The sequence below is a fragment of the Actinoplanes ianthinogenes genome (assembly GCF_018324205.1).
Lineage (GTDB): Bacteria > Actinomycetota > Actinomycetes > Mycobacteriales > Micromonosporaceae > Actinoplanes > Actinoplanes ianthinogenes.
Genome location: NZ_AP023356.1, coordinates 8005514 through 8031632, shown reverse-complemented (window position 1 = coordinate 8031632; position 26119 = coordinate 8005514). Strand labels below are relative to the sequence as shown.

The following is a 26119-nucleotide window of genomic DNA, read 5'->3' as shown; positions in this document are numbered from 1 at the left end:
GGCGCCGCCGTCGACCGGCATGACGACCCTGTTCGGCGTGGCCCACCTGACCCTGCTCGGCCTCCTGCTGCTGAGCCCGGCCGAAACCGCCCAGTACCGGATCGTCGTACCGCTCGCCGCCCTGGGCTTCCTGGCCTACCTCCGGGCCCTCTGGCACGGCCTCGCCGTCACCCTGACCCAGGACGGCGTCCACGCCGACAAGTACTCCGGCGCGCTCACCTTCCCCTGGACCGCCCTCGACCCGGACCGCCCGCCCGAGGTCAGCTCGCACGAGGTGCGGGTGCGCTACCGGCGCCCCGAGGCGGCCCGGGTCACCCACCGGCTGGTCCGCCGCGGCACGGTGGTCACCGAGGGCATCCGCCCGGAGCGTGCCGCCGCCGCACTCCGGCACTACCTGGCCCACCCGGAGGAACGCGCCCGGATCGGCACCGCGGACGGCCTCGCCCGCCTGCTCACCGCGATCGAACGACCGGTCCCGGCCGCATCGGACTCCACCACCTGGACCGGCCGCCGCCTCGCGGCCACCGTGGTGATCACCCTGATCGTGCTCGCCGTGATGATCGGCGTCGAGGTCTGGGCCGACGAACGGTTCGGCGACGACTCGGCGGGCGCCGTGCTCGTCCACCTGCTGACCGGCAGCGTCACGGTCGGCACCGGAGGTGTGCTCGTCGATGCGATCCGCGGCTACCGCAAACGCCGGCGGTAGCTATCATCCGCCGATGATCTTGAGATTGTCCGCGGCGGCTCATCGGCGGCGTGTAGTGATTGTACTCGTCGCCGCCGCGGTCACGGCCCTGGTGGTGGGCGCGGTCGAGCTGGGTGCCCCGCCCGAGCCGGCCGCCGCCGTCCTCCTGGTGATCGGGGTCGGCGCGCTGGTCCCGGCCGTCGCGATCCTGGGTGCGACGATGCGTCCCGGCCAGCAGCTCCCGGCGTTCGTGCTCGACGAGCGGGAGCGGACGCTGCACACCCCGCGCACCGGCACGTTCCCGCTGCTGAACGTCGCCATGCTGGCCATGCTGGGCGTCGTCCCGGTCGTACCGGACACGGAGACCGACATCCTCCCGGTGATGTGGACGGTCGGCGCGGTCGCCGGCGCGTTCCTGATCCTCTGCGCCCGCGTCACCCTGCGCGGGATGGGCCTCACCCTCACCGCGGACGGGCTGCGGGCGGACAAGTTCTTCGGCACGGTCACGGCGGATTGGGACGCCGTCGATCCGCGGCAGATCTGGACCGGCCCGTTCGAGGTCCGCCTTCGCTACCGCACGCCGGACCTGGTCCGGACGACCGGCTGGGTGGTCAACCCGAACCGGCTGCGGGTGGACGGCGTCGCACCGGCCTTCGCCGCGGCGACCATCCAGCACTACGCCGCCACTGAGGACGAGCGGTTCCTCATCGGCATCCCGGCCGGCACGTTGCATCCCAGGTCGCACGCCGTCTCGCCGCCGCGTACCGCCGAACCGTGGAATCGGAGCAGCGTGATCCCGGTGCTCGTGCTGGCCGTCCTGATCGGAGGCGGGGCGATCGCCGGGGACCGGTGGGTGGGCACCGCCTGCGGCAACACCTCGGTCGCCGGGTTCGCCGCACACGCCGTGACGATCGTGGTGGTGCTGTTCGCGGTCCGGATGATCCGGGGTTCGGTGCTCCTGCTGCGCCGCCGCGGCTGAAACTGTCGTACCCACGTTCTAGGTTCTCGCGCATGGTTACCGCGGCTTACTCGTACCTCGGTTCGTCGACTTTGGACGACCGCTTGACCTTGCAGACCTCCGGCGGCCCGGCAGCGCACCCGCGCTTCTTCACCGGCTTCCTCACCTCGCCCGGCGCCGCGGCGACCGGCCTGCTGGCCGTGGCCGAGGTGGCCCGCACCCGCTATTTCCGGCCGCTCCCGCCGGCCAGCCTCGACCCGGTGGTCACCGCCGGCTCCGACCGCCTGCGGTTCGAGTCGTTCTCCGGCTGCTGCGGGGTCTATGCCCGGCTCGACGTGCTCCCCGGCGGCCTGGACGGCGAGATCCTCGCCCACGGCACCACCAACGTCGACGTCAACCTGCCATTGCAGCGCGCGCTCCTCCGGGTCGGCCGCGCCGACCCGATGCACGTCGCGGTCGGCCCCGACGACCTCACCGTGACCACGTTCGACGGCCCCCTGGTGGAGAGAAAGGTGCCGCTGCCGGCCCGCTGGCTGCGCGGCTTCGCCGAGGCGCAGGTGCTCACCGCCCGCTTCGACCCGCGCGCCGAGATCGGCGTCGCCGAGGCCCGTGCCCTGTTCAACCGCCTGCCCGCCACCGACAAGTCGGTGCTCTGGGCTGTCCCGGCCGGCCGCTCGCTGCGCTTCACCTCGAGGCCCACCCCGGGCGCGGTCTGCCTGCCGGGTGCGGGCCGCCTGTCCGCTTTCAAACCCTTCTTACGGTACGCGGTGAGCCTGCGCGTCTACGGCCCGCCGGTCGCCGCGGGCAGTGGCCCGGTCGCCAGCACGTGGGAGCTGACCACCCCCACGCTGCGACTGTCGCTGACCCTCTCCCCGGAGCCGTACCGCGGCTTCTCCGGCGAGGGCGCGGTCCTGGAGTCGCTCGCCTCCGACGAGGTCTCCGACGACGCCGACCTGGTCAGCGCCCTGCTCTCCTGGGACCCGGCGATCGACGTGGACGCCCTGGCCACCGCCTCCGGGCTGGACGCCGCCCGGATCCGCGACGCGCTCACCCAGCTCGGCACCGCCGGCCGGGTGGGTTACGACGTGGCCGAGGCCGGCTATTTCCACCGCACCCTGCCCTACACGGCGGACGCGGTCGAGCGGATGAACCCGCGGCTGGCCGGTGCTCGCGCCCTGATCAGCGCCGGCGCGGTCACTCTCGGCCCGGAGGTGTCGACGGTGGTCAGCGGCGACGAGACGTATCACGTGCGCCCCGAGTCCCAGTCCTGCACGTGCCCGTGGTGGGCGAAACACCGCGGTGGCCGCGGCCCATGTAAACACGTCCTCGCGGTCCGGATGGCCCACGCCGGCGAGACCGCCGAGACGATCGCGAAGGCCGAGGCCGCGGCATGACCCTCACCTGGGAGGCTCTCCAGCGGCGGGCGAAAAAGGCGGATACCGCCGGCGTCATCGCCCTGCTGGTCCGCGCCTCGGAGGAGGAGCGCGTCGCCCTGGCCAAGGACGTCGAGGCCGGGGTGAGAGCCGAGGCCACGCAGTGGTGGCGGCACGACCTCAATCCCATGCCGGGTTACGCGCTGGCCGTGATCGGCTGCATGCCGACCGCCGCCCGGGCCGCGGCCCTGCTGCTGCGCACCAGCATGCAGACCTGGACCGGGATCGGACCGGAGCGGTTCCTCGAGCTCGCCCGGTTCCGGCGGCTGCCCTGGCTGGGCGAGCTGGGCACCCGGCTGGCCACCCGGCTACCGACCCGGGACGCCGACGAGGACCTCTGGCCGATGATCGCCGCACTGCTCCGGGAGGGCCGGGCCGAGCCGCCCGTCCGGGAGAACGTGGCCCGCGCTTGGCTCGCCAACCTGCTCACCCGGCCCCACCACTGGGATCGCCGGTTGCCCCCGCTCAGCATGCGGCTGCGCGACGACCCGCACCGCGACACGCTGCTGCCCGCGCTGTTCGAGTTCGACGGTCTCGCCGCCGACCTCGCCGCCGGATCGTGGGACGACACAGCCAAGGAGTGGACAGCCACCCCGCGTCTCCCGGCCGTGCTGGCGCACCTGATCGGTGAGGGCACGCTGGAGCGCAAGACCTATCTCGACCTCACCGTGGACCGGTTGCTCCGCGGCGGCAAACCGCATGACCTGCGCCCCTTCGTCCTCCTGCACGACCTGCTGGAGCCCACTCTCGACGAGCTGTCCAGCCACGCCCTCGACTACGCCCGCCTGCTCCCGGACGCCCCGGGCACGGTGGCGGCGCTGGCGCAGAAAGCCCTGCGCACGGTCGACGACGCCGGCCGCCTGGAGCTGGAGACCCTGCTCGACACCAGCGGCCCCACCCTGGTCCGCAAGGAGAAGACGCTGGTCAAGTCCCAGCTCACCTGGCTGGACAAGGTGTCCCGCCGGCACCCGGACCGGGCAGGTGAGGTGTTGGAGACGGTCGCCGCCGCGTTCGGGCACCCGGCCCTCGACGTGCAGGACCGCGCGCTCACCCTGATCGGCAAGCAGACCGGCAAGCTCGACGCGGACACCGTGGCCCGCCTCGCCGACGCGTCCGCCGTGCTGGCCGGCGACCTGCCGCGCCGGGCCGCCGAGCTGTTCGGCACGATGGCCGAGGCGCCGGCCGAGGTCCCGGAGCTGCCCCCGGCCGCACCACCGGCCGAGCTGCCCGCGCCGATCGCCACCCCCGGCGAGCTGGCCGAGGAGCTGGTCGCGCTCTGTCACGAGGAGACCGCGATCGCCTGGGAGCGGGTGCTGGCCGGCCTGGTCTCGCTCTATGCGACCGACGGACCGGCGGCGCTGGCCACCGCGTTGCGGCCGGTGCTCGAGCGGTATTCGAGCGACTTCGAAGAGCACAGCTGGAACCACTCCGCCGCGCTCACCCACCTGGGCGTGGCGATCCGGTCCGCGCTCGGCACCGCCAAGCACGGCTCGCAGTGGCAGCGGCTGGTCGCCGCGGTCCGCCGGGCCTGGCAGGACGGGCGGCGCGGCGGGGAGGACTCGCCGCTGGTCGCCACTCCGGACGGGGTGCTGGGGCTGCGGGTCGCCGAGGTCGCCAGCCAGCTGACCAGCACCATGGTGCCGATGGTGGTGGCCACGCCGACCCACGTGACCGGCAGCCTGGACCCGGCCGTGCTGCTGGAGCGGCTGCGGCGGGCCGAGGCGGAGGGCTGGCAGCCGTGGCCGGTCGACTTCGAGCAGGCGCTGCTGCGGCTGCCGCGGGAGCCGGATCCGGCGGTCGTGGAGCAGGCCGCCACGCTCACCTCACCGGCCGGGCGGCAGTTCGCCGCGTGGCTGGCCGGCGGCGGCCTGCCCGACCCGATCAGCCGGCGCTGGGAGCAGCGGCCGCTCAACGACTACTACTACAGCGGCGCCGGGGTCGCCCGGCGCGTGGTGACCATCCTGGGTCCGGCCCGCGACGGCGGTCTGCGGCTGGAACGCCAACTGCTCACCACCACCCCCGGCCCCGAGCCACGGGGGTGGCCGGACGATTTCGTGCTCTGCGGCGACGTGCTGGCCATGACGCTGCCGCACCATCGGGAGGCGATCGCGTCCTGGGTGCTGCCGGAGCTGGCCGCGCTGGCCGATCAGGATCAGCGGCGCGGGGCCGAGGTGCTGCCGCTGCTGGCGGCGTGCTCCGGCCCGGTCGGTCCCGCGCTGGCCTACGGGATCGCTTACACGCTGGGCGCCCGGCACCCGGAGAGCCGGGTCGCGGCGGTCGACGCGTTCCTCACGCTGGCCGCCCGCCCGGAGCCGTTCGCCGCGGCGGTCGGCGCCGCGCTGGGCGACGTGTGCGCCGACGGCATGGTGAAGCTGTCCCGTCTGACGCCGGCGCTGGCCGAGGCGCACCTGGCCGGGGCGTCGCTCGCGGTCTGGGAGGTGCTGGCCGCCGCGCTGCCGGCCCTGTTGCCGACCGCCCAGCGCGGCCTGCCCGACCTGCTCGAACTGTCCACACAGGTGGCCGGGGCCGTCCACGCGCGCACCGAGATCGCCGGTCTCGCCGAAGTGGCGGCCCGCACCGGAAGCACCCGCCTGGTCAAGGAGGCGAAGCGCCTGCACAGCGTCCTCCATCCCTGAGCCACCCCACAGACGTCGCCCGGCGTGAGCCGGGCGACCATGCGCCCGGGCGGCAGACCGGGCCGCGCCCACCCCGGGGCTCCGGAGCCGGGCGCGTGCGGCCCGCCCGCCAGCGCCCACTCCGGAATCCCGGGGCTCCAGAGCCGGCCGCGTGCGGCCCGCCCGCCGGCGCCCACTCCGGAATCCCGGGGCTCCAGAGCCGGCCGCGTGCGGTCCGCCCGCCGGCCGGACCGGGACGACGCGCTCCCGATCCGGCCGGCGGGCCGGCACCGCATACGCCCTGCCGACCACGGTCCGCAACCCACAGCCATAGCCAGCGAGGTCCGCAGCCACGCGGCGATTCTCGCCCTACAACCACCCGGCGCTCGCCATCACCCGCGGCTCGCCACCACCCGCAACTACCGGGCCTGCGATCACCGGGGCCGACAGCCGTTCATGACGCCGCGACCACCGAGGTCCGCGGCCAGCCCGCCGGTTCAGGCGGCTGGGACGAGACCGGCTTGCCCCCACCCGGGACGACCAGCCGCTCACCACCCCTCGACCACCCGAAGCCCGCGACCAGCCCGCCGGTTCAGGCAGCTGGGAAGACACCGGCTCGCCACCACCCGGAACCACCAGCCGCTCACCACCCCTCGACCACCCGAAACCCGCGACCAGCCCGCCGGTCCAGGCGGCTGGGAAGACACCGGCTCGCCACCACCAGCCGCTCACGACCCCGCGACCACCCGAAGCCCACGACCAGCCCGCCGGTCCAGGCGGCTGGGAAGACACCGGCTCGCCACCACCAGCCGCTCACGACCCCGCGACCACCCGAAGCCCACGACCAGCCCGCCAGTTCAGGCAGCTGGGAAGACACCGGCTCGCCACCACCCGGAACCAACAGCCGCTCACGACCCCGCGGCCGGCCGGTTCAGGGGCTGTCCCGTCTCCGGGACGGCCGCCACGGCGACGGAACGCGGCGGTGCGGTGGTCAAGCTCGACGACACGGCGCATGGCGCCAGCCGGCCCCGGCCCGCCGGTGACCTGACAGCGACCATCCGCGTGAACTCGGCGGACGAACAGGTGGAGCACCAGGCGGACACGGCCGGACCGCCGATGCCGGGCCTGCCCTGAGTACCGGAAGATCGTCGGGAACTCGACGCCGCCCGCGGACAGGTATGGGTGTGACAGCAACGATGCGCGCCCGGATCCGGGCCGGGGACGCGACCGCCTTCGCGGACCTGTTCGACGAGCACGCCCCGGCGGTGTACCGGCACGCGGCCTGGATGGACGGCGGCCCGGCGAACGCCGAGGACGTGGTGTCGCTGACCTTCCTGGAGGCCTGGCGGATCCGGGAGACGCTGCGGCCGGACGGCGAGAGCCTGCGCCCGTGGCTGCTCGGCATCGCCACCAACGTGCTGCGCAACCGCCGGCGGGCGGCCCGCCGGCACCGGGCGGCGCTGTCCCGGCTGCCGCCCGGCGACGCGGTGCCGGACTTCGCCGACGAGGTGGTCGGCCGGTTGCACGATTCCGCACAGCTCGCCGCGGCGACCGCGGCGCTGCGGGCGCTGCGCCGGGCGGATCGTGAGGTGTTCCTGCTCTGCGTCTGGCAGCAGGTGGACTACGCCGCCGCGGCCGAGGCGCTCGGCATCCCGATCGGCACGGTCCGGTCCCGGCTGTCCCGCGCTCGCACCAGGCTCCGCGCGCTGGCCGAGGCGGAGCTGCACCGGCCCTCGGCACGGCTCGTTCTCACCGGGGAGGAGTACTGATGGACGACCTGATGACGCCGCCCGCCGGGCCGGAGCTGGCCGAGGAGCGGAAACGGGTGCTCAAGGCACGGCTGCTGAACGCGATCGAGGAGCCTGCCGCCCGGCGTCGCCCCTGGCGGATGCTGATCCCGGCCGCCGGGGTGCTCGCCGTCACCCTGGCGGTGGGGATGACGGTGGTCCCCTGGCATCGGGCGCCGGCTCCGCCGTACGTCAAGATCAGTAACGGTGACCACGACGCTGCCGTGAGCTTTCTCGGTCAGGCAGCGGTGGCGGCCGGAGGCCGGCCGGAAGCGGCGGGCGGATATCTGTACGTCCGGAGCCGGACCGCCTACCTGGCGATCGACGGCAAGGATCGGGCGACGATGCCGGAGCCGAGCGACCGGGAGATCTGGATCCCGCTGGTCGTCGGCGGGCACGGGCTGCTGCGCGACGGCGGCAAGTCGCGGGATCTCGGGCCCTATCGGACGATCGACATCGATCCGGGCCTGCCGGAGACCGCGGACGCGATGCTGGCGAAGGTGTACGCCGAGGCGCGCAAGTCGGACAACCAGGTCGACGCCGAGGCGTTCACGCTGATCGGTGACTACCTGGAGGAGAACGCGACGGTGCTGCGGCCGAAGGTGGTGGCGGCGCTGTACGGCGCGGCCGCGAGGATCCCCGGGGTGGAGCTGCTGCCGGACGCCGAGGACGCGGCCGGACGGCACGGGGTGGCGGTGGCCCGGGTCGCCGGCAACGGCATGACCCGCCGTGAATGGATCTTCGACGCGGCGACCCACGAGTACCTGGGCGAGCGGACCTATCTGATCGAGGACACCGAGCAGGGCAGGGCCGGCATGGTGATCGGGATGAGCGCGGTCCTGGCCAAGGCGGTGGTCGGCAAGGCCGGCGACCGGCCCTGAGACAAAGCGAAAGCGCCGCCCGGGCGGGGACCCGGACGGCGCTTTCTCAGGGGGTGGGTGAAGTTCAGCCGATCTTGACGTTGAAGATCGGGTTGGCGGCCAGCTTCTTGAACGCGGCCAGCGAGGACGCGCTGCTGTCGATGCTGATGTCGCGGTCGCCCTCGTCGTCGTGCTTGGTGTCGAAGTGCACGATCGCCTTGATGGCGGGACGCTTCTTCAGCTGCTCGATGACGCTGTTGTAGACGAAGGACTTGTCGGCCTTCTTGCCCACGCGGTGGTAGGCGCCCCACTCGGCGATCATGACGGGCTTGCCGGCGTGCTTGGTGGTGGCCCAGTCGTACCAGCCCTGCGCGCCACCCTTGGCCTTGCGGTCGAGCAGCGACGAGAAGTCACCGAAGTGGTAGTAGCCCTTCTCCACGGAGACGTAGGAGTCCAGGCCGACCCAGTCGACGACGTCGTCGCCGGGGTACAGGTCCTTCCACCACGACTGCGCCATCCACTTCTCGTTGCCCATGTAGGCCACCACGTTGGTCACGTTGGTGACGCCCTGGGCGCGCAGCCGCAGGATGGTGTGCCGGTACATGGCCGCGAAGTCCTTGGCCTCCATGCCCGAGCCGGCCCGCGCCACGACGTCGTTCTCCGGCTCGTGGTTCAGGACCAGGAAGAACTTCTTCCCGTACGCCTTGGCACGCGCCGCGAAGGCGTCGATGCGCTTGTCCTGCTGCCCCTTGGCCACGGCGGCCCAGGTGGTGCCGTACGCGATCTTCCAGTTCTCCAGCAGCACCCGCGGGTTCGCGGCGTCCTGGGTCATGGCGATCTCGGCCTTGGTCGGGAACGGCTCGTTGCCCTTGTGGTACTGGTGGAAGATGCTGGCGGTCCGGCCGCTCGCCTTCTCCCAGGTCTTCAGCGCCGCGTCCCGGGGCGCGCTGGTGAAGCCACCGGCGGCACCGCCCCACAGAACGCCACAGGTCGGGACCAGCTTCGCGCCGGTCACGCATCCCGCGTCGGCAGCCTGCGTAGCGGCCTGTGCCGGCGTGGCCGTCACGGCACCGGTGACACCGGCGGCGAGAGCGGTCAGCGTCAGTACGGTCTTGCGCAGCGTCGAACGCATCAAGATTGAGAAATCCCCCCGTTTGTCCAGCGGCCGAGACCGCCGGGCACTGTCCAGCGGGTGTTGGCCGCCGGGCACCTGTCCGGCGGTGTCCCGCCGGGCATGGGAAAGAGATTCCAGGGCGCAAGGTGCACGGCAAGTGCCCGTGCCGGTGCGGGGAGGTTGCGGGTGTCGTCACCGCCGGTAACAGGCCTGGGCGGCGCGCGAACGCGCCGCCCAGGGCAGCCGGCCTGCTCGTAGCGCCGGAAGTTTACGGATCCGCCGGGGTCCGACTGGTGGGTTCGGATGCCGGGACACCGGCGGATCGACCAGCCCACCGCCGTAAGACTTCTTGGGTTTCACGACGGCTGCCGGATGACGAGCGGTGTGGCCCGCTCGACCGTGAAGATCATAAGGTTTCCCGGCGCCAGGTCCAGTGCCGGGTAGCGCATAGTGACGATGCTTACGGCAGCCGGCCCCCGTGCGCGCGAGAGCGGGGCGCCTGGCCGCACGCACCCCGCACGGCCAGTCACTCTGAGTGATCGATTTCCGGGTCGGCGGGTGCCTCCTCGGGCGGCAGGCCGCTGCCGATCGCGGCGAACACCGCCGGCCGGTCGCGGCGCAGGCGGCGGCCCCACCAGACGCCGAGCAGGTAGACGATCAGGAACGCCAGCGGCGGCGACCACACCTTGAACGGGTTGTCGGAGTCCAGCAGGTCGCCGAAGAACGCCACCGAGAGCAGCAGCATCAGGGTGAGGAAGACGGTGGCGATCCACGGCGCGATCGCGCGACGCCACCGCGTCTCGCCGTGCGCGTCCCGGCGGAAGAAGCGGACCACCGCGTACGAGGCGATCGTCATCAGCGCCAGGACGCCGAGACCGCCGGAGACCGTGCCGAAGAAGAACAGGTCGCTGGTCGGGTTCAGGACCAGCGCGGCGAAGACCACGAGCACCACCAGGGCCAGCGCGGACTGGGCCATCGAGGCGGCGACCGGGACGTCGTCGCGGGTGCGGGCCAGCGACCGGGGCAGCACGCCCTCGCGGGCCACGGTCAGCGCGTACCGGGCGACCGTGTGGTGGAAGGCGAGCATCGCGGCGAACAGGCTGGTCGCGAAGAACACCCGGGCCAGGTCGGTGATCGCGGACGGCAGGAACGGGTCGGGCAGCACGAAGAACAGGTCGTTGAGGTACCGCGCGGCCACGTCGATGATGTGCTCCGGGCCGGCGACGACCGACATCGCCCAGGCCGACCCGCCGTACAGGATCGCGGCGACGGCCAGGGTCATGAAGATCGCCCGGGCCACCGTGCGCCGCGGGTCACGCGCCTCGGCCGCGTAAACCAGCGGGGCCTCGAAGCCGACCATCCCGGCGACCGCGCCGACCAGCAGCGAGACGCCGCCGGCGCTGGCGATCAGGCCCGGGTTGAGGGTGTCGAAGGAGACCGAGCCGCCGGCCGGGTGGGCCACCATCACCAGGTCGAGGGTGAGCACGATGAGCACCTCGGCGCAGACCAGGACGGTCAGGATGCGGGCGTTGAAATCGATCTGCCGCAGGCCGAGCAGGGCGATCACCGCCCAGGCGAGGAGCGCCCAGACGATCCACGACACCTTCAGCCCGAAGATGGCCGCGGCGTTGTGCGCGGCGACACCGAACGCGCCGTACAGACCGATCTGCATGGCGTTGTAGGCGAGCAGCGCGATGAACGCGGTGCCGACACCGGCGGGTCTGGTGAGGCCCTTGGCCGCATACGCGTAGAAGGCGCCCCTGTTCGGCACGTGCCGGGCCATCGCGACCAGCCCGACCGTGAAGATCGCCAGCACCGCGGCCACCAGCACATAGGCGACCGGGATGCCCTTCTCCTTGACTTCCCCATAGCCCAGGGGCAGGGCCCCGGCGACGACGGTGAGTGGCGTCATCGCGGAGACCGCGATGACGAACACGGACCAGGTGCCGAGTTGGTGAGTTTTCTGCTCGGTGAGCCCCGTATCCGACACGGCGCCTCCTGTCCACAGCGGATCAGTGCCAGACGCCGAACATATCGAAGTTACCCGATCTTGGGGCGGCTTGTTTAGGACAGGCCCGTGCCGAGTAGATTCGTGGTCATGCCCATCGGCCCGCAACCGCCCGGCCGCCGCGGCACTGTCGAGGAGCCGTACAGTCCGCTGAACCTGCGGCTCGTCCTGGCCGCGGCCGGCCTGGTGATCTGCACGGTGCTGTCGATCTTCCTGTTCCGCGCCGGCTGGACCGTGCCGGGCTGGCTGCTCGCCGCCTGGGCGGTGGCCGCGGTCGCCGACATGGTGGTGATCCAGCTGCGCCGCCGGGCCCGCCGCCGCGCCGAGGGCGGCAAGGACCACAGCCTGTTCGAGTGAGGCCGCGGGCGGCGCGCGGCGTGCCGGTCAGGCCAGGCCGGCGTCGTGGACCAGCAGGGCGATCTGCACCCGGTTGTTCAGGTCGAGTTTGGTGAGCAGCCGGGACACGTGCGCTTTGACCGTGGCCACCGACATGAACAGGTCGGCCGAGATCTCCGCGTTCGACTTGCCCTGCGCCACGGCCAGCGCCACGTCGAGCTCCCGGGTGGTGAGCTGATCGAGGCGGCGCCCGGCCGTGCCCCGGTCCGGCGGCGGCGCCGTGGTGACGTGGGTGATCAGCTGCCGGGTGACGCTCGGCGACAGGGTGGCCTCCCCGCGCGCGACGCGCAGCACCGCGTCCCGGATCTGGCCGGGCGGGGTGTCCTTGAGCAGGAAGCCGCCGGCCCCGGCACGCAGCGCGCGCAGCACGAACTCGTCGGCGTCGAACGTGGTCAGCACCAGCACCTCGGGCGCGCCGGGACGCCGGCGCAGCGTCTCGGTGGCGGTCAGCCCGTCCACCCCGGGCATCCGGATGTCCATCAGCACCACGTCCGGCCGGTGCTCGGCGACCGCGGCCGGCACCTCCCGGCCGTCGCTCGCCTCGCCGACCACGTGCACGTCACCGGTGCCTTTGAGGATCATCGACAGGCCGGCCCGGACCAGCGGGTCGTCGTCGACGATCAGCACCCGCACCGGCGTCACCCCGCGGCCCAGGGCAGGTGGGCGGTGAGGCGGAAGTCGGCGCCGTCCGTGCTGTGGGTGAGGTGACCGCCGGCGAGCGAGGCCCGCTCGGCGAGGCCGATCAGGCCCATGCCCGTACCGGGAATGGGCGGTCTGGTGGAGACGCCCACCGGAAGCGGGTTGGCGATCGCGATGTGCAGGCCGGCGCCGCAGGCGCCGTCGACCGTCACCCGGACCACCGCACCCGGCGCGTGCTTGCGGGCATTGGTGAGACCCTCCTGAATTATTCGGTACGCCGTGCGCCCGGTCCCGGCGGGCACCTCGCCGAGGTCGACCTGGACGTCGAGGGCGACCCTGTCACCGGCCAGCCGCGCCTCGTCGACCAGCGCGGGCAGCCCGCTCAGCGTGGGCTGCGGCCGCTCCGGGGCGGGCTCCTCACCGGTCTGATCGGTGCGCAGCACGCCGATCACCGCGCGCAGGTCCTGCAACGCCTGGTGGGCGGTGGCCCGGACCACCGAGGCGGCCCCGGCGATCTCCGCGGGCGGCGCGTCGGGCCGGAACTCCAGAGCCCCGGCGTGCAGGCTGAGCAGGGAGATCCGGTGCGCCAGCACGTCGTGCATCTCCCGGGCGATCCGGGTGCGCTCCAGCGTGCGGGCCTGCTCGACGCGCAACTGCTGCTCGGCCTCGGCGCGGGCGGCCCGGTCCCGCCAGGAGGCGACCAGCTCGCGGCGCGCCCGGACGACCATCCCCCAGAGCGCGATGATCAGCACGATCGCCACACCCCACCACACGGTCTCCCAGTAGCCGCTGGTGCGGTCCGGCCGGGCCGCCGCGAAGATCAGGTTGGTCGCGGCGCCGGCCGCGGCGTAGGCCGCCAGCACCGGGAAGCGGCAGTGCACCGCCACCGTGAGCAGCATGATCGTCAAGGTGACCGCACCGGCCACGCTGAACGCGGAGAGCACCAGGGCCAGGATGGCCAGCGGCCAGAGGAAGCGGCGGCGCCACCACAGGCCGATCCCGGCGACGGCGCTGAGCACCCCGTCGACCCAGACCACCCAGCCGGCGGTGGGTTGCCACTCGCGCACTATGCCGGTGCTCCACCCGAGCAGGTCGGCGGTGGCCAGCACGGTGAAGCCGAAACCGAGCACGAAGCAGAGGCTGTCGACCACCCAGTCGCGGGTGGACCGGCGGGCCGGCGCGTCCGGCTCGGCGGACAGCGCGGCCGGCAGCAGCCAACTCATCTCCACCGTCGTTCCCACGCGTCGACTTTATGGGGACGGCGACACCGGCCGATACCGCCAAAAGTTGTAATCGCCGGGTAGACCAAGGTTCGCGGACATCGACCGAAGACCGAAGCGCCGGCCGCCTCACGACCCGCAGGCTGAGGCCATGATTGCCGTTGAGAACCTCAGCAAACGGTACGGCGACCAGGTCGCCGTCGATGACGTGTCGTTCACCTGCGAGCCCGGCACGGTCACCGGTTTCCTCGGGCCGAACGGCGCCGGGAAGTCCACCACGCTGCGGATGATCTGCGGCCTGACCCCACCGACCGCGGGCACGGCCACCGTGTGCGGCCGGCCCTACCGCCAGCTGGGCAACCCGGGGAGGCACGTCGGTGTGCTGCTCGACGCGTCGGCGCAGCACGCCGGGCGGACCGGGCGGGAGACCCTGGCGCTGGCCGCCCTGACCATGGGGCTGGACACCGGGCGGGTGCCGGAGCGGCTGACCCGGGTCGGGCTGGACGCCACGGCCGGCAAGCGCCGGCTGCGGGCCTACTCGCTGGGCATGCGCCAGCGACTCGGGCTGGCGTACGCGATGCTCGGCGACCCGGCCGTGCTGATCCTCGACGAGCCGGCCAACGGCCTGGACCCGGAGGGCATCTTCTGGATGCGCGGGCTGCTGCGCGAGTTCGCCGACCGGGGCGGCACGGTGCTGCTCTCCTCGCACCTGCTGCGCGAGGTGGAGGCGGTCGCCGACCGCCTGGTGGTGATCGGCAAGGGCCGCATCCTCACCCAGGGCGACAAGGACGCGCTGCTCAGCGCGGCCGGCACGGTGGTCCGCCCGGCCGACCCGGCGGCGTTCGACACGGTGCTGCGGACGCTGGGCCTGACCGGCACCCGCTCGGCGGACGGCACCGTGCTGGTCCCGGCCGAGCCGGAGGCGATCGCCCGCGCCGCGGCCGGCGCCGGGGTGGTGCTGCTGGAGCTGCGCCCGGCCGGCAGCGGCGGCCTGGAAGAGATGTTCCTTCGCCTGACCAAACTCGAGGAAGTGGCCCGATGACGACCGTCGCGACGATCCCCCCGGCCCGGCTCACCCTGGTCGAACTGCGCAAGCTCGCGGACACCCGGGCCGGTTTCTGGCTGCTGCTGGTGATCGGCCTGGCCACCGCCGCCACCTCGGCGGTGATCCTGGGCTGGGCGCCGGACGAGGAGATGACCTACGCCGGGTTCTTCGCCTTCGGCCTGGCGCCGTCCGCGGTGCTGCTGCCAGTGCTCGGCGTGCTCTCGGTGACCAGCGAGTGGTCGCAGCGCACCGCGCTCGCCACCTTCACCCTGGTCCCGGCGCGCGGCCGGGTGATGGTCGCGAAGATCGCGGCCGGGGTGCTGATCGCGGTGGCGGCGACCGTGGCCACCGCGGCACTCAGCGCGGTCGCCACCGTGATCGCCCGGGCGATCGGCGGCGACGGGTCCTGGCACGTCGACGCGTCGCTGCTCTGGCAGGGCCTGCTGCTCCAGGTGATCTTCGTGCTGATGGGGATCGGGTTCGGCGCGCTGCTGCTGAACACCCCGCTCGCGATCGTGCTGTACTTCGCGCTGCCGCTGGTCTGGACGGTGCTCGGCAACATGATCAAGGCGTTGAAGACGCCGGCCGAGTGGCTGGACATCAACCTGACCTCGACCCCGCTGTCCGAACCGGACATGACCTCCGGCGAGTGGGCCCGGCTCGGCGTCTCGGTCGCGGTCTGGGTGCTGGTGCCGCTGGCCGCCGGGCTGGTCCGGGTGCTGCGGCGCGAGGTCACCTGAGGCGATTCCGAGTCGTCGCGGCGAGCGGGGTGCCATCCTGGGAGGCGGCCGGCACCCCGCCGCCGTTCATGATCGACTGCGCGTGTTGGGGTCATTCGCACCTTTATGCAGGTAACGTCCGCTTCGTGAATCGCACTGGTATCGCCGGCGTCGCGGCGATCGTGGCCCTGACCCCGCTACTCACCAGCCCGGCCGAGGCACGGGAGCGGCCCGCCGCCGCCGAGCGGCACGCCGGGGTGCTTCCGGCGCAGGACGGGCGGGAGCTCACGCGTACGCGACTGAGGTTTGCCGGCAAAGCGCTCCCGGCGGCGCGTTATCGGCCGCAACCCACCGCCCGCCGCGCGTCCGCGGGCACCCCGGCGGTCGGCACGGTCCGCAGCTGGGTGGGCCTGGACGACACCGACGGTGATCTCTACCGCAAGGACTACACGCTGCGGGCGGTCGGGCGGCACATCGAGGTGTGGGTGGCCAAGGACATCGCGTTCCCGGCCGCCGACTGCCGGAAGAACGCGACCGAGGTGACCGACGCGCAGGTGGCCGACCTGGTCGACCAGTTCGACACGACGATCTACCCCAAGGAGACGGCGGCGTTCAGCACGCCGCCGAACCGGTCGGGGACCAACCCCGGCATGGACGGCGACTTCACCGGCGACGGGGACAAGACCGTGACGCTGGTCGACAACGTCCGGGACGACAACTACTTCCACTTCCCGGAACGGCCGACCTACATCGCCGGCTTCTTCTCGGCGCAGCTCAACGAACTGTTCGACCGCAACGTGATGACCATCGACGCCTACGACTGGCAGCACCGGCTGGGCGCCGAGCCGAAGAACGAGCCGACCGACGACCTGTGCACCAGCCGGCCGGCCCGGCCCCGGATGTACGAGGGCACCTTCGCCCACGAGTGGCAGCACCTGCTGGAGTACTACGCCGACCCGGGCGAGGCGGACTGGCTCAACGAGGGCCTCTCCGATTACGCACAGACCGTGGTGGGATATGTCGACGCCCGGATCGGGGTGCACCACGCCGGGTACGACAGCCACCTCGCGTGTTACCAGGGCTTCGGCAACGTCAAGACCACCTACAACGCGAACCCGCGGGAGTGCGGCGGCCCGCAGAACTCGCTGAACCTGTGGGACGAGGGCGACCCGAACGAGGTGCTCGCCGACTACGGCATCACCTATGAGCTGATGGTCTACCTGCGTGACCGGTTCGGCGCCAAGATGCTCTCCCAGCTGCACCGGGACAAGGAGCACCAGTCGCTCGACGCGGTGCAGTCGGTGCTGCCGAAGGGGATCAGGCTGACCGACGTGCTGCACGACTTCCAGGTGATGACGCTGGTGGACAAGGAGGTCGGTGAACCCGGCGGGACGATCACCGGGGTGGCCCGGGACCGGGTCACCGCGAGCGGGCTGCGGTCGACGGTCAACCTGGCGAACCCGGCGTCGTACAACAAGCCGGGGGCGGCGCCGAACGGAGCCGACTTCATCCGGCTGCCGCAGGGCAAGCTGTCGTCGGTGACCTTCCGCGGGGCGGCCACGCTGCCGTCCACCCCGCTCGCCTGGAAGATCGACGCGGGGCTGCTGTTCTCCGGGAACACGCCGGACACCGACGAGACGGCTTCGCGGCAGGTCGAGGTGCCGGCCGACGACCCGGTGCTGCGGTTCACCAGCTCCTACGGCTTGGAGAAGGACTTCGACTACGGGTACGTGACCATCTCGGCGGACGGGGGCAAGAGCTACCAGGCGGTGGCCGGGGACCGGACGGTGAAGGGGCCGCTCGGCGCGGCGATCACCGGGCAGGCGGCGGACGTCAAGCTCAGTTACAGCCTCAAGGCGTACGCGGGGAAGAAGGTGTTGCTCGGCTTCCGCTATGTCAGCGACGCCGCGGTGAACCTGGGCGGCTGGCACCTCGGCGAGGTGTCGATCGGGAAGAACAAGATCGCCGCCGGGTCGCTCGACGGGTGGAAGTCGCCGACCCAGTGGTACCCGGTGCCGGTGCGCGGATGGCACGTGGTGCTGGTCGGGCTCGGCAGCGGGCGGGCAGCCGTGGTGCCCGTCGACCGCGTGGACGAGCTGCGCGGTTACCCCAAGGTGGTGGCGATCGTGGGGCAGGACGACCCGACCGGGACGGTCACCCAGTACGCCCCGTACACGCTGACTGTCGACGGCGTGGTGCAGCCCGGGGGCTGACAACCCTCCCTTTCTGGAACTGCCCGTCACCGTCGGTGGCGGGCAGTTCTGCTTTCCGACGTTGACACTGTCACGATGACAGTGTCAGACTCGGGGCATGTGGACGATGGAGGAACTGGTCGACCGGGTGCGCGCCGCGCTCGCCGCGGAGTATTCCGGGGCACCCAACGGCCGCGTCCGCGATCTGCCGGACCGCCGCTCGATCCGGTGGTATTCGACGATCGGCCTGGTCGACCGCCCACTGGGCACCCGGGGGCGCAACGCGCTCTACGGCCCCCGCCACCTGCTTCAACTCGTGGCGATCAAGCGGTTGCAGGCCGCCGGCCGCACCCTCGCCGAGATCCAGGCCGAGCTGGCCGGGGCGCCGGAGGAGGTGCTGACCGAGGTCGCCCGGGTGCCGGCCGACCTGCTCAGCGGCGATCCCTCGCCCGCGCCCGAGGCGACCACCCGGCCACCCTTCTGGAAGGCCGCGCCCGCGGCGCCGGCCGTGGATTGGGCATTCCCCACCGACACGGACATCTCTTTCGGTACGCCGGATGTCCCCCCACCGCCTGCCGACCCCGGCGTCTCCCCCGCCCCGGGCACGGATGCCGTGCTCACCGGCGTGCCGCTGGGTCTCGGCGTGATCCTGCTGGTGCCCGGCGCCCTGCACGGCCACCTCGATCGCGCCGAGCTCGTCACCGCCGCACGGCCCCTGCTCGACCTGCTCGCATCCCGTGGGCTCACCGATAGGAGAGATCAGTGATCATCTACGTCAATCCGATGGGTCCGGGCGAGCTGGCACGCGTCCGGGAGCTGCCGGAGTCCGGCCTCGGCGCGATGCGCACCGAGCGGGGCAATCTGCCGCTGGACCGGCTGGACGTGTCGGCCGCGATCAGCGGCCTGATCGCCCGCACCGAGGTCACCGCCGAGTTCGTCAACACGCACGACACCGCGCTCGAGGCGACCTACGTCTTCCCGCTGCCCGACCGTGCCGCGGTCACCGGCATGACGATGACCGCCGACGACCGCACGGTCACCGCCGACCTGCGCGAGCGCGCCGCCGCCCGGGAGCAGTACGACACCGCCGTCGCGGCCGGTCAGCGCGCGTCGATCGCCGAGGAGGACCGGCCCGACGTGTTCACCATGCGGGCCGGCAACATCCTGCCCGGCGAGCGGATCGTGGTGTGGTTGCGGCTGGTCGGCCCGCTGCCGTTCGAGGACGGCGCGGCCACGTTCCGGTTCCCGCTGGTGGTGGCCCCGCGCTACATCCCGGGCGCGCCCCTGCCGGGGCCCTATGCCGGCGACGGCCAGACCCCGGACACCGACGCGGTGCCGGACGCCTCCCGGATCTCCCCGCCGGTGCTGCTGCCCGGTTTTCCGAACCCGTTGCGGCTCTCCCTCAGCGTGACCGTCGACCCGGCCGGGCTGGAGCTCGGCGAAGTCCGGTCCAGCCTGCACGCCGTCACCGAGCAGGACGGGACCCTGCGGATCGCCCCGGGCGAGCGTGCCGACCGTGACTTCGTGCTGCGCCTGGCCTATGCGCCGGGCGGCCAGACCGCGGTGGCGGTGCCCGACGACGAGGGCCACGAGGGCACCTGGCAGCTCGTCGTGCTGCCCCCGGAGGAGGCCGCCGCGCCGCGCCCCAAGGACGTGGTGCTGCTGCTCGACCGCTCCGGCAGCATGGGCGGATGGAAGATGGTGGCCGCCCGCCGCGCCGCGGCCCGGGTGATCGACACGCTCACCACGGCCGACCGGTTCGCCGTGCTGACCTTCGACCACCAGGTGGAGCGACCGGCCGGGCTGGAGTCCGGCCTGAGCGAGGCCACCGACCGCAACCGTTACCGCGCCGTCGAGCACCTGGCCCGGGCCGACGCCCGCGGCGGCACCGAGCTGCTCGGCCCGCTCGCCACCGGGCTCGGCCTGCTCACCGACAGCACCGGGCGCGATCGGGTGCTGGTGCTGGTCACCGACGGCCAGGTGGGTAACGAGGACCAGATCGTCCACAAGGTCACCCCGCTGATCGGCAGCACCCGGCTGCACACCATCGGCATCGACCGGGCGGTCAACGCCGGGTTCCTCGGGCGGCTGGCCGCGCTCGGCGCCGGCCGGGCCGAGCTGGTGGAGAGCGAGGACCGGCTCGACGACGCGATGGAGCACATCCACCGCCGGATCGGGGCCCCGCTGGTCACCGGCCTGTCCCTGGCGGCCGAGGGGTTCTCCCCGATCGAGGGGACGCGTACGCCGCAGCGGATCCCGGGGCTCTACCCGGGGGTTCCCCTGGTGCTCTCCGGGCGTTATGTGGGCGCCGCGGCCGGCAGCTTCACGGTCACCGGCCGGTCCCGGGACGACCAGGACTTCCGCACCACGGTCGCGGTGCAGGAGCGGAAGGAGCCGGCGGTCACCAAGCAGTGGGCGCGGGCGCGGCTGCGGGACATGGAGGACGCGTACACGGCGGGCAACGACGCGCTGGAGCCACGGATCATGGAGACGTCGCTGCGCTTCGGCGTGCTGTGCCGCTTCACGGCGTTCGTCGCCGTCGACGAGCGGGTGGTGAACGAGGGAGGTCAGGTTCGCAAGGTCACCCAGCCCGTCGAGATGCCGTCCGGGTGGGAGCCGCCCGCGGCGCCGATCGCGGCCGCCGGGATGATCCTGTCCGCGGCGCAGTCGCCGTTCCCGGGCGGTCCGGTGGGCGCGGCGCCGCGGATCATGCCGCCGTCGCCGCCGCCCGGCGCGCCGCGGTTCGCCCCGGCCGGGGCGGAGGAGACCAGCCACCGGAAATCGGTTCACCCGACCAGTCTCGACACCACGCCCGACTTCCTCGCCGCCGGAGGGCCGATGCCCGCCGCCCCGGCCGCCGCGCCCCGCGGCTTCGGCCGCTCCCGCCGCCCCGGCGGGACACTCGGCGGCGAGACCTCGATCGCCGAGGTCCGCGAGCTGGTCGCGGTCGAGGCCGGACGGTTGCGCGACGCGGCCGACCGGCCCGGCTACGAGCGGCGTGACCTGCTGGAGGATCTGGCCAGCCGGTTGACGGTGCTGCTCACGCCGCTGTCCGGCGAGGAGTTCGCACCGCTGCACGAGCTGGTCGCCCTGCTGACCGGGGAGGCTTCGCTCGACGAGAAGTGGTCCGCCGCGGTGCGGGTGCTGACCGACTTCGGGGCAGCCCCGGCCAAGCCCGCCGCCAAGCCGTTCTGGAAACGCTGACCCTCGGAGAAACTGTCGGGGATCGGACGCATCATCGTCTCCGGCCGGGCACGGCGGGCATCTGCCGGGTCCGGCCGGAGAGCCGTCCTAAGCTCGGCCGTTGGCTCCACGGCGCCGCATCGAAGTCGGTCTCTGGCGGCGACCCGGAACCCCATCGGCGGGTCGGACAGTGGCCGATCGGCCGAACGGATCCCACGCCGACCCGCCGGTGCCGGTAAGTTGATTCATCGATTGCTGACGGGGGAGGTGACGCGTCCGTGGACGACGCCGAGGATTTCGGTACCGACCGGGACCCGTTGCTGGTGCGTCCGTTCGTTGTCCAGGACGGCCGCACCGAGGAGCCCGCCTCCTCCGGGGCGACCTGGCCGGCGGGCACGGCCTCCGACTCGCCCACCCAGATCCTCCCGGTCTTCTCCGGCGCGACGGCGACAAGGCCACGCGGCACGCGGCGGCGACGACGGCCGCTGCTGGTGGCCGGGGTCGGCGCCGGAGTGGTCACGGTGCTGGCGGTGGCCGGGTACACCGCGCTGCGGCCCGTGTTCGAGCCCACGCTCTCGGCCGGCCTGCCCGAGCACTCGTTGCCCGCGGTGACCGGCCCGGCCGCCACGTCGGCGCCGGCGTCTCCGGGCACCACCGAGGCGACGACCGGCGACGACGGCGCCGGGACCGGCGGTGACAGCGACGCGGACGGGGACGGCGCGCCGACCGGCGGCGCGACCGCCACCACCGGACCGGCCGGCACGGTCACCACCCCGGCCACGCAGGCGCCCGGCACGGCGCCGGCCAGCGCGGCGGCACCCTCCGGGACCAGGACGAACGCGCCCGCGGTGGTCGCACCCTCCCCGGTGACCGTCGGCGAGGGTTCCCTGGTCAGCGGCAACGGCCTCTGCCTCGATCTGCCGAATGCGATTCCGGCCGACGACAACAGCGTCCAGGTCTTCGACTGCAACCGCTCGATCGCCCAGGTGTGGACGCTCGCCGGCGACGGGACGCTCCGAGTGATGGGCAAGTGCGCGCTGCTGGTCGGCGACGACACCGTGCAGCTCACCGACTGCGACCGCCGGACCCCGTCGCTGTGGCGGACCACCGGCAACCACGAGCTGGTCAACCTGGCGAGCAACGAGTGCCTGACCGATCCGTCCGGTGGCGCCCGCCCGCGCACCCGGGTCGTCGTCGTCACGTGTACCGGCCAGTCCAATCAGCAGTGGTCCCTGCGCTGACCGGCGGGCCCGCTCGTCACCGGTGCATCGACGCGCCCTTGAGCACCTTGTCGACGGCGTTCCGCGGCCCGTGCACGGCGATGCCGACCAGGTCCAGCTCGGCGGTGGGCACGGCCCGCACGGCTGCTCGGTTCGCGGCGTCGTGGCCGGTCGCGAAGAGGTCCGACGTGAAGATCGACATCTGGACGCCCCGGGCGAGCCCCCGCGCATGCGCTTCCCGCAGCAGCTCCTTGCCGCCCTCGAAGACCAGCACCGGCTGGCGGAACATCGGCAGGTACTCGACGTCGCCGCCGTCGACATAGGTCTCGCCGAGCGTCTCCGGCACCGCCGTGGCCAACCCGGAGACCAGGAAGGCGGTGACGTTCAGGCGCTGCCAGACGAGCAGGTCGTCACGGAGCAATACGGCGATCTTGGTGGTGAATCCGGTCATGGCACTCATCGTCGCCAGGGCCGGCACCTGCGGTCTTGTACGATTTTGAGGTGCTGCCGGGCCCGTCGATCCGCGCGTGGCGACCCCCGCTCGACGGCGTCGCCGAGGTGTTGCACGCCCGGTTCGGCGAGCACGCCTACCCGATGCACGCCCACGACACCTGGACCCTGCTGCTGGTCGACGACGGCGCCGTCCGCTACGACCTGGACCGGCACGAGCGCGGCGCGTTCGGCGAGTTGGTCACCCTGCTGCCGCCGCGCGTCCCGCACAACGGCACGTCCGCTAACCCGAACGGTTTCCGCAAACGCGTCATCTACCTGGAGCCGGCCCAGCTCCCCGACCGCCTGGTCGGCGCCTCGGTGGACACGCCGGCGCTGATCGATCCCGGCCTCCACCGCATGATCTCCACGGTCCACCGCCTGCTCCGCGCCCCCGGCGACGAGCCCGCCGCCGAGACCTGATGGCCCTCACCGTGGAACGCCTCCGCGCCCACCTCAGCGCTCATCCACTGCCCCCACCCCACCGGGGTGCCGCCCACCGCCTCCGCGACCTGCTCGAATCCCACATCGTCCCGGGCCTCCCCCTGCGCACCGCCGCCGCCGAACTCCACTTCGCCCCGGCCCACCTGGTCCGCTCCTTCCGCCACGAGTTCGGCATGACCCCTCACCAGTACGTCATCTCCCGCCGAGTCGACCTGGCCCGCCGCCTGATCCTTACCGGCCTCCCGCTGTCCACGGCCGCCACCCGAAGCGGCTTCTACGACCAGCCCCACCTGACCCGCCACTTCAAACGCATCCTGGGCGTCACTCCCGCCCAATTCACCCGCTGACCAGCCACTTCCCGCTCGCCTCGGCTCACTTTCCCGCCGCTCGCGGCCGTTTCTCCAGCCGCTGTCAGCCAGCATCCGGCCCTCTCCTGGCCGTTCACGGCTTACGTTCGGCCGCTTGCCAGCCCGCCTTCGTCCGGCTTCTGCCCCGTTTCAGCCTGCTGTCAGGGCCCCCTCGCCTTTCGGCCTGTTCCCGCTCCTGCTGTCAGCCCGCTCCTGTTCGCGACCGGCCGCTTGTCAGCTCGTTCCCGCCCCGCTCCCGGCCCAGAATCAACCTGCTGTCAGCCGATCTCCGAGCTCCAGCCCGCTGTCAGCCCATACCGGTTCGCTTCCGGCCGCTCGTCCGCCCGCTCCCGGCCCGCCGCCAGCCCATACCGGTTCGCTTCCGGCCCCTGGTCCGCCCACTCCCGGCCCATACCGGTTCGCTTCCGGCCCCTGGTCGGCCCGCTGTCAGCCCATACCAGTTCGCTTCCGGCCGCTGGTCGGCCCGCTCCCAGCCCATACCGGTTGCTTCCGGCCGCTCGTCGGCCCGCCCCCAGCCCACTGCCAGCCCATACCGGTTGCTTCCGGCCGCTCGTCAGCCCGCCCCCAGCCCACTGCCAGCCCAAACCGATTCGCTTCCAGCCGCTCGTCGGCCCGCCCCCAGCCCGCTCCCGCCAATGCCGGTTCGCTTCCGGCCGCTCGTCGGCCCGCCCCCAGCCCGCTCCCGCCAATGCCGGTTCGCTTCCGGCCGCTCGTCGGCCCGCCCCCAGCCCGCTCCCGCCAATGCCGGTTCGCTTCCGGCCGCTGGTCGGCCCGGTCGCGGTCCGCTTCGGACAGCCCCTTTCCTGTACGACGCCGGGCCGCCCAACCGCAGTCGCCCGTTTCCAGCCGACCGGAGGCAGCCCCGCTCAAGGCCGCCCGACCAGCGACGCACGGGTCGCCCGGTTCCATCGCAAGATCCGCCGGGGCCCGGCATGCACCGCTTCTACGAGCTAACACTCAGAGGTGCGAGGCACAGGCGAGCGACCAGCCGGGCCGGGGGCGCGCTGCGGTCTGGGGCGCAGCGGACGTTGCGCTGAGCCGGGACACACCCGTGCGTCGCTGGTCGGTCTTGGGTGGGACTGCCTCGCGGTTAGGCACGGGACGGGACGATGCGGTTGGGGAGGGTCCAGATCGTACTGAAAAAGGGTTTTAGAAGGGGTAAGCGGTGCCGTCCACGACCGTGAGCGGGACCGGGGACTCGGCGAACTCGTCCGGGCCGGCGGTCAGCGGGTCGAGGGTGAAGACCGCGAGGTCGGCCCGGAAGCCGGGGGCGAGCCGGCCGGTATCGGTCAGGCCCGCGGCGGCCGCGGCCTGGGTCGTGAAGCCCTCCAGGGCCATCCGGGCGGTCAGCGCCTGGTCCGGAAGGATCGGCTCGACCGACGGATCGCCCGCCGGGCGGCGCAGCTGGGCCGCCGCCATGATCCCACGCGGGTCGAAATGGGCGATCGGCCAGTCCGAGCCCAGAGCCAGCCGTGCGCCGTGGTCGCGCAGGTCGCGGGCACGGAAGCCGCGGTCGGCACGCTTGTCGCCGAGGCGCTGGGACCAGTTGTCGGTGTGGTCGGCGCGGGTGTAGTGCGTGCAGTGGGTCGGCTGCATGCTGGCCGTGACGTCGAGTTCGGCGAAGCGGCCGAGCAACTCGGCGGGCATCGTCTCCAGGTGTTCGATCCGGTGCGGGACGCGCGGGCGGGGCAGGCGGCTGAGCGTGTCGAGCACGAAGCGGATGCCGGCGTCGCCGATGGCGTGGGTGACGATCGGGATGCCGCGCCCGGCCAGGACCTCGACGGCGGCGGAGTACTCCCACGGGTCGGGCCAGAAGCAAGCGGTCGACTCACCGTGGGTGTCCGGCTCCTCCAGCCAGGCGGTGCCGCCGTCGATGGTGCCGTCGATCATGAATTTGGCGCCCTCGACCCGCCAGCGGCGGCCGGCCAGGCGCTGCTGCTCGATGACCCTCTCCAGGCCGTCGCCGGGCATCACGAACGGGGCGCACCGCCAGCGCAGCGGCAGCTCGCCGTCGGCCTCCAGCGCGGTGAACAGGTCGAGCGAGTCCAGTCCGAAGTCCATCGCGTTCGCCGAGGTCAGGCCGCTCGCGGCCATCCGGTGCATCAGGTCGCGCAGCCGGGCGCGCCGGCCCTCGGGCGGGTCCTCGGGGAGCATCGCGTGCACGACCATGGCCGCTTCCAGTTCGAGCAGGTGCCCGGTCGGTGTCCCGTCGGCGTCGCAGACGACGCTGGCCCCGGAGGCGAACTCGCGCGGCCCGGTGATCCCGGCGATCTCCAGCGCTTTCGGGCTGACCAGGGCCGAGTGCGCGTCGAAGAGCACCAGGAAGACCGGCACGTCCGGCCCGAGCGCCTCGACCAGCGGCGCGTGGGTGACCGGGGCGCCCTCGAACGCGTTCGGGTCCAGCCCGTATCCCTCGATCCACCCGCCTTGCGCCGATGCCGTCCGCAGCGCCTGTCTCAGCTGGTCACGGGTGCGCACCGAGGACAGGTCGACGCCCCGGGTCATGCTCAGGCCCATCACCGGGTGCGCGTGCCCGTCGACCAGGCCCGGTGTGATCGTGGCCGGACCGAGGTCGAGCACCTCGGTGCCCGGGCCGCGCCAGTCGCGGGCGTCCGCCCGGGTGCCCAGCTGGGCGATCCGCCCGTCGGCGACGGCGATCGCGGTCATCGGCGGACCGGGAAGCATGGTGTGGATCCGGTCCGCCATCAGGATCAGGTCTGCGGCGGTCATGCGGAGCGCTCCTC

The 26119-nt window shown here is 72.9% G+C and carries 22 protein-coding genes; 16 read left to right on the top strand and 6 right to left on the bottom strand.

Features of this window, described 5'->3' with window-relative positions:
* Window positions 1-19: 19 nt before the first annotated feature.
* The 7 genes from Aiant_RS36135 (at window position 20) to Aiant_RS36105 (ending at window position 8359) form a co-directional block, all read left to right on the top strand.
* Window positions 20-706 (top strand): hypothetical protein, encoded by a 687-nt coding sequence (locus Aiant_RS36135; protein ID WP_189331760.1) that lies wholly within the window; start codon window positions 20-22, stop codon window positions 704-706.
* 13 nt (window positions 707-719) lie between these two features.
* On the top strand, window positions 720-1664 hold the full coding sequence (locus tag Aiant_RS36130) for a hypothetical protein (protein ID WP_189331761.1): 945 nt from the start codon (window positions 720-722) through the stop codon (window positions 1662-1664).
* A gap of 32 nt (window positions 1665-1696) precedes the next feature.
* Window positions 1697-3037 (top strand): SWIM zinc finger family protein, encoded by a 1341-nt coding sequence (locus Aiant_RS36125; RefSeq protein WP_189331762.1) that lies wholly within the window; start codon window positions 1697-1699, stop codon window positions 3035-3037.
* On the top strand, window positions 3034-5712 hold the full coding sequence (locus tag Aiant_RS36120) for a DUF7824 domain-containing protein (protein ID WP_189331763.1): 2679 nt from the start codon (window positions 3034-3036) through the stop codon (window positions 5710-5712). Before Aiant_RS36125 ends, Aiant_RS36120 begins: the two co-directional genes overlap by 4 nt.
* Window positions 5713-6678: 966 nt before the next feature.
* The gene (locus tag Aiant_RS36115; protein ID WP_189331764.1) at window positions 6679-6825 is read left to right on the top strand and encodes a hypothetical protein; all 147 of its coding nucleotides are present in this window, start codon (window positions 6679-6681) and stop codon (window positions 6823-6825) included.
* A 50-nt stretch (window positions 6826-6875) separates the two neighbouring features.
* Window positions 6876-7460 carry an RNA polymerase sigma factor gene (locus Aiant_RS36110; RefSeq protein WP_229830276.1) on the top strand — a complete coding sequence of 195 codons (585 nt, stop codon included), beginning with the start codon at window positions 6876-6878 and terminating at the stop codon, window positions 7458-7460.
* Window positions 7460-8359, top strand: coding sequence for a CU044_5270 family protein (locus Aiant_RS36105; protein WP_189331765.1), 900 nt, complete (start codon window positions 7460-7462; stop codon window positions 8357-8359). Before Aiant_RS36110 ends, Aiant_RS36105 begins: the two co-directional genes overlap by 1 nt.
* A 64-nt stretch (window positions 8360-8423) precedes the next feature.
* Here Aiant_RS36105 and Aiant_RS36100 read toward each other — a convergent pair whose 3' ends face one another.
* Both Aiant_RS36100 and Aiant_RS36095 read right to left on the bottom strand, forming a co-directional pair.
* A complete protein-coding gene (locus Aiant_RS36100) occupies window positions 8424-9470 on the bottom strand; it encodes a glycoside hydrolase family 26 protein (protein ID WP_189331766.1) in 1047 nt (348 codons plus the stop codon).
* 508 nt (window positions 9471-9978) lie between these two features.
* Window positions 9979-11442 carry an APC family permease gene (locus tag Aiant_RS36095; RefSeq protein WP_229830280.1) on the bottom strand — a complete coding sequence of 488 codons (1464 nt, stop codon included), beginning with the start codon at window positions 11440-11442 and terminating at the stop codon, window positions 9979-9981.
* A gap of 108 nt (window positions 11443-11550) precedes the next feature.
* Between Aiant_RS36095 and Aiant_RS36090 the strand changes: the two genes are divergently transcribed.
* A complete protein-coding gene (locus Aiant_RS36090; RefSeq protein WP_189331767.1) occupies window positions 11551-11817 on the top strand; it encodes a hypothetical protein in 267 nt (88 codons plus the stop codon).
* Window positions 11818-11844: 27 nt separating this feature from the next.
* On the opposite strand, the gene Aiant_RS36085 is transcribed toward Aiant_RS36090, so the two are convergent.
* Together Aiant_RS36085 and Aiant_RS36080 are read right to left on the bottom strand one after the other, a co-directional pair.
* Window positions 11845-12438 (bottom strand): response regulator, encoded by a 594-nt coding sequence (locus Aiant_RS36085; RefSeq protein ID WP_229830320.1) that lies wholly within the window; start codon window positions 12436-12438, stop codon window positions 11845-11847.
* Window positions 12439-12494: 56 nt separating this feature from the next.
* Window positions 12495-13718: a sensor histidine kinase gene (locus Aiant_RS36080; protein ID WP_189331874.1), complete on the bottom strand. Its 1224-nt coding sequence runs from the start codon at window positions 13716-13718 to the stop codon at window positions 12495-12497.
* 148 nt (window positions 13719-13866) lie between these two features.
* On the opposite strand from Aiant_RS36080, the gene Aiant_RS36075 reads away from it, so the two are divergent.
* The 6 genes from Aiant_RS36075 (at window position 13867) to Aiant_RS36050 (ending at window position 22095) form a co-directional block, all read left to right on the top strand.
* The gene (locus Aiant_RS36075) at window positions 13867-14757 is read left to right on the top strand and encodes an ABC transporter ATP-binding protein (RefSeq protein WP_189331769.1); all 891 of its coding nucleotides are present in this window, start codon (window positions 13867-13869) and stop codon (window positions 14755-14757) included.
* On the top strand, window positions 14754-15500 hold the full coding sequence (locus tag Aiant_RS36070; protein WP_189331770.1) for an ABC transporter permease: 747 nt from the start codon (window positions 14754-14756) through the stop codon (window positions 15498-15500). The genes Aiant_RS36075 and Aiant_RS36070 overlap by 4 nt, the downstream gene beginning before the upstream one ends.
* Before the next feature lie 125 nt (window positions 15501-15625).
* Window positions 15626-17692: a M6 family metallopeptidase gene (locus Aiant_RS36065; RefSeq protein WP_229830283.1), complete on the top strand. Its 2067-nt coding sequence runs from the start codon at window positions 15626-15628 to the stop codon at window positions 17690-17692.
* A gap of 97 nt (window positions 17693-17789) precedes the next feature.
* Complete coding sequence (locus tag Aiant_RS36060; RefSeq protein ID WP_189331771.1) at window positions 17790-18437, top strand: helix-turn-helix domain-containing protein; 648 nt, start codon at window positions 17790-17792, stop codon at window positions 18435-18437.
* Window positions 18434-20875 carry a VIT domain-containing protein gene (locus Aiant_RS36055; RefSeq protein WP_189331772.1) on the top strand — a complete coding sequence of 814 codons (2442 nt, stop codon included), beginning with the start codon at window positions 18434-18436 and terminating at the stop codon, window positions 20873-20875. Before Aiant_RS36060 ends, Aiant_RS36055 begins: the two co-directional genes overlap by 4 nt.
* Before the next feature lie 257 nt (window positions 20876-21132).
* Complete coding sequence (locus Aiant_RS36050; RefSeq protein ID WP_189331773.1) at window positions 21133-22095, top strand: RICIN domain-containing protein; 963 nt, start codon at window positions 21133-21135, stop codon at window positions 22093-22095.
* A gap of 16 nt (window positions 22096-22111) precedes the next feature.
* Here the strand turns inward: Aiant_RS36050 and Aiant_RS36045 are convergent, their stop codons facing one another.
* Entirely contained in the window at window positions 22112-22525 is a 414-nt protein-coding gene (locus tag Aiant_RS36045) for a DUF2000 domain-containing protein (RefSeq protein WP_212846610.1), read from the bottom strand.
* 50 nt (window positions 22526-22575) lie between these two features.
* Here Aiant_RS36045 and Aiant_RS47145 point away from each other — a divergent pair, with 50 nt between their 5' ends.
* Both Aiant_RS47145 and Aiant_RS47140 read left to right on the top strand, forming a co-directional pair.
* Window positions 22576-22986, top strand: a complete 411-nt coding sequence (locus Aiant_RS47145; protein ID WP_229830286.1) for an AraC family ligand binding domain-containing protein — start codon at window positions 22576-22578, stop codon at window positions 22984-22986.
* Entirely contained in the window at window positions 22986-23354 is a 369-nt protein-coding gene (locus tag Aiant_RS47140) for a helix-turn-helix transcriptional regulator (protein WP_229830288.1), read from the top strand. The genes Aiant_RS47145 and Aiant_RS47140 overlap by 1 nt, the downstream gene beginning before the upstream one ends.
* A 1170-nt stretch (window positions 23355-24524) precedes the next feature.
* Here Aiant_RS47140 and Aiant_RS36035 read toward each other — a convergent pair.
* Window positions 24525-26105, bottom strand: coding sequence for an amidohydrolase (locus Aiant_RS36035; RefSeq protein WP_189331775.1), 1581 nt, complete (start codon window positions 26103-26105; stop codon window positions 24525-24527).
* Window positions 26106-26119: the final 14 nt, after the last annotated feature.

What these genes read in the sequence shown, in the direction of transcription:
- Aiant_RS36075 (WP_189331769.1), top strand. Translation starts at nt 13,867, where the DNA reads ATGATTGCCGTTGAGAACCTCAGCAAACGGTACGGCGACCAGGTCGCC.
- Aiant_RS36130 (WP_189331761.1), top strand. Translation starts at nt 720, where the DNA reads ATGATCTTGAGATTGTCCGCGGCGGCTCATCGGCGGCGTGTAGTGATT.
- Aiant_RS36060 (WP_189331771.1), top strand. Translation starts at nt 17,790, where the DNA reads ATGTGGACGATGGAGGAACTGGTCGACCGGGTGCGCGCCGCGCTCGCC.
- Aiant_RS36090 (WP_189331767.1), top strand. Translation starts at nt 11,551, where the DNA reads ATGCCCATCGGCCCGCAACCGCCCGGCCGCCGCGGCACTGTCGAGGAG.
- Aiant_RS36120 (WP_189331763.1), top strand. Translation starts at nt 3,034, where the DNA reads ATGACCCTCACCTGGGAGGCTCTCCAGCGGCGGGCGAAAAAGGCGGAT.
- Aiant_RS47140 (WP_229830288.1), top strand. Translation starts at nt 22,986, where the DNA reads ATGGCCCTCACCGTGGAACGCCTCCGCGCCCACCTCAGCGCTCATCCA.
- Aiant_RS36135 (WP_189331760.1), top strand. Translation starts at nt 20, where the DNA reads ATGACGACCCTGTTCGGCGTGGCCCACCTGACCCTGCTCGGCCTCCTG.
- Aiant_RS36080 (WP_189331874.1), bottom strand. Translation starts at nt 13,718, where the DNA reads ATGAGTTGGCTGCTGCCGGCCGCGCTGTCCGCCGAGCCGGACGCGCCG.
- Aiant_RS36100 (WP_189331766.1), bottom strand. Translation starts at nt 9,470, where the DNA reads ATGCGTTCGACGCTGCGCAAGACCGTACTGACGCTGACCGCTCTCGCC.
- Aiant_RS36105 (WP_189331765.1), top strand. Translation starts at nt 7,460, where the DNA reads ATGGACGACCTGATGACGCCGCCCGCCGGGCCGGAGCTGGCCGAGGAG.
- Aiant_RS36035 (WP_189331775.1), bottom strand. Translation starts at nt 26,105, where the DNA reads ATGACCGCCGCAGACCTGATCCTGATGGCGGACCGGATCCACACCATG.
- Aiant_RS36085 (WP_229830320.1), bottom strand. Translation starts at nt 12,438, where the DNA reads ATGATCCTCAAAGGCACCGGTGACGTGCACGTGGTCGGCGAGGCGAGC.
- Aiant_RS36045 (WP_212846610.1), bottom strand. Translation starts at nt 22,525, where the DNA reads ATGACCGGATTCACCACCAAGATCGCCGTATTGCTCCGTGACGACCTG.
- Aiant_RS36070 (WP_189331770.1), top strand. Translation starts at nt 14,754, where the DNA reads ATGACGACCGTCGCGACGATCCCCCCGGCCCGGCTCACCCTGGTCGAA.
- Aiant_RS36125 (WP_189331762.1), top strand. Translation starts at nt 1,697, where the DNA reads ATGGTTACCGCGGCTTACTCGTACCTCGGTTCGTCGACTTTGGACGAC.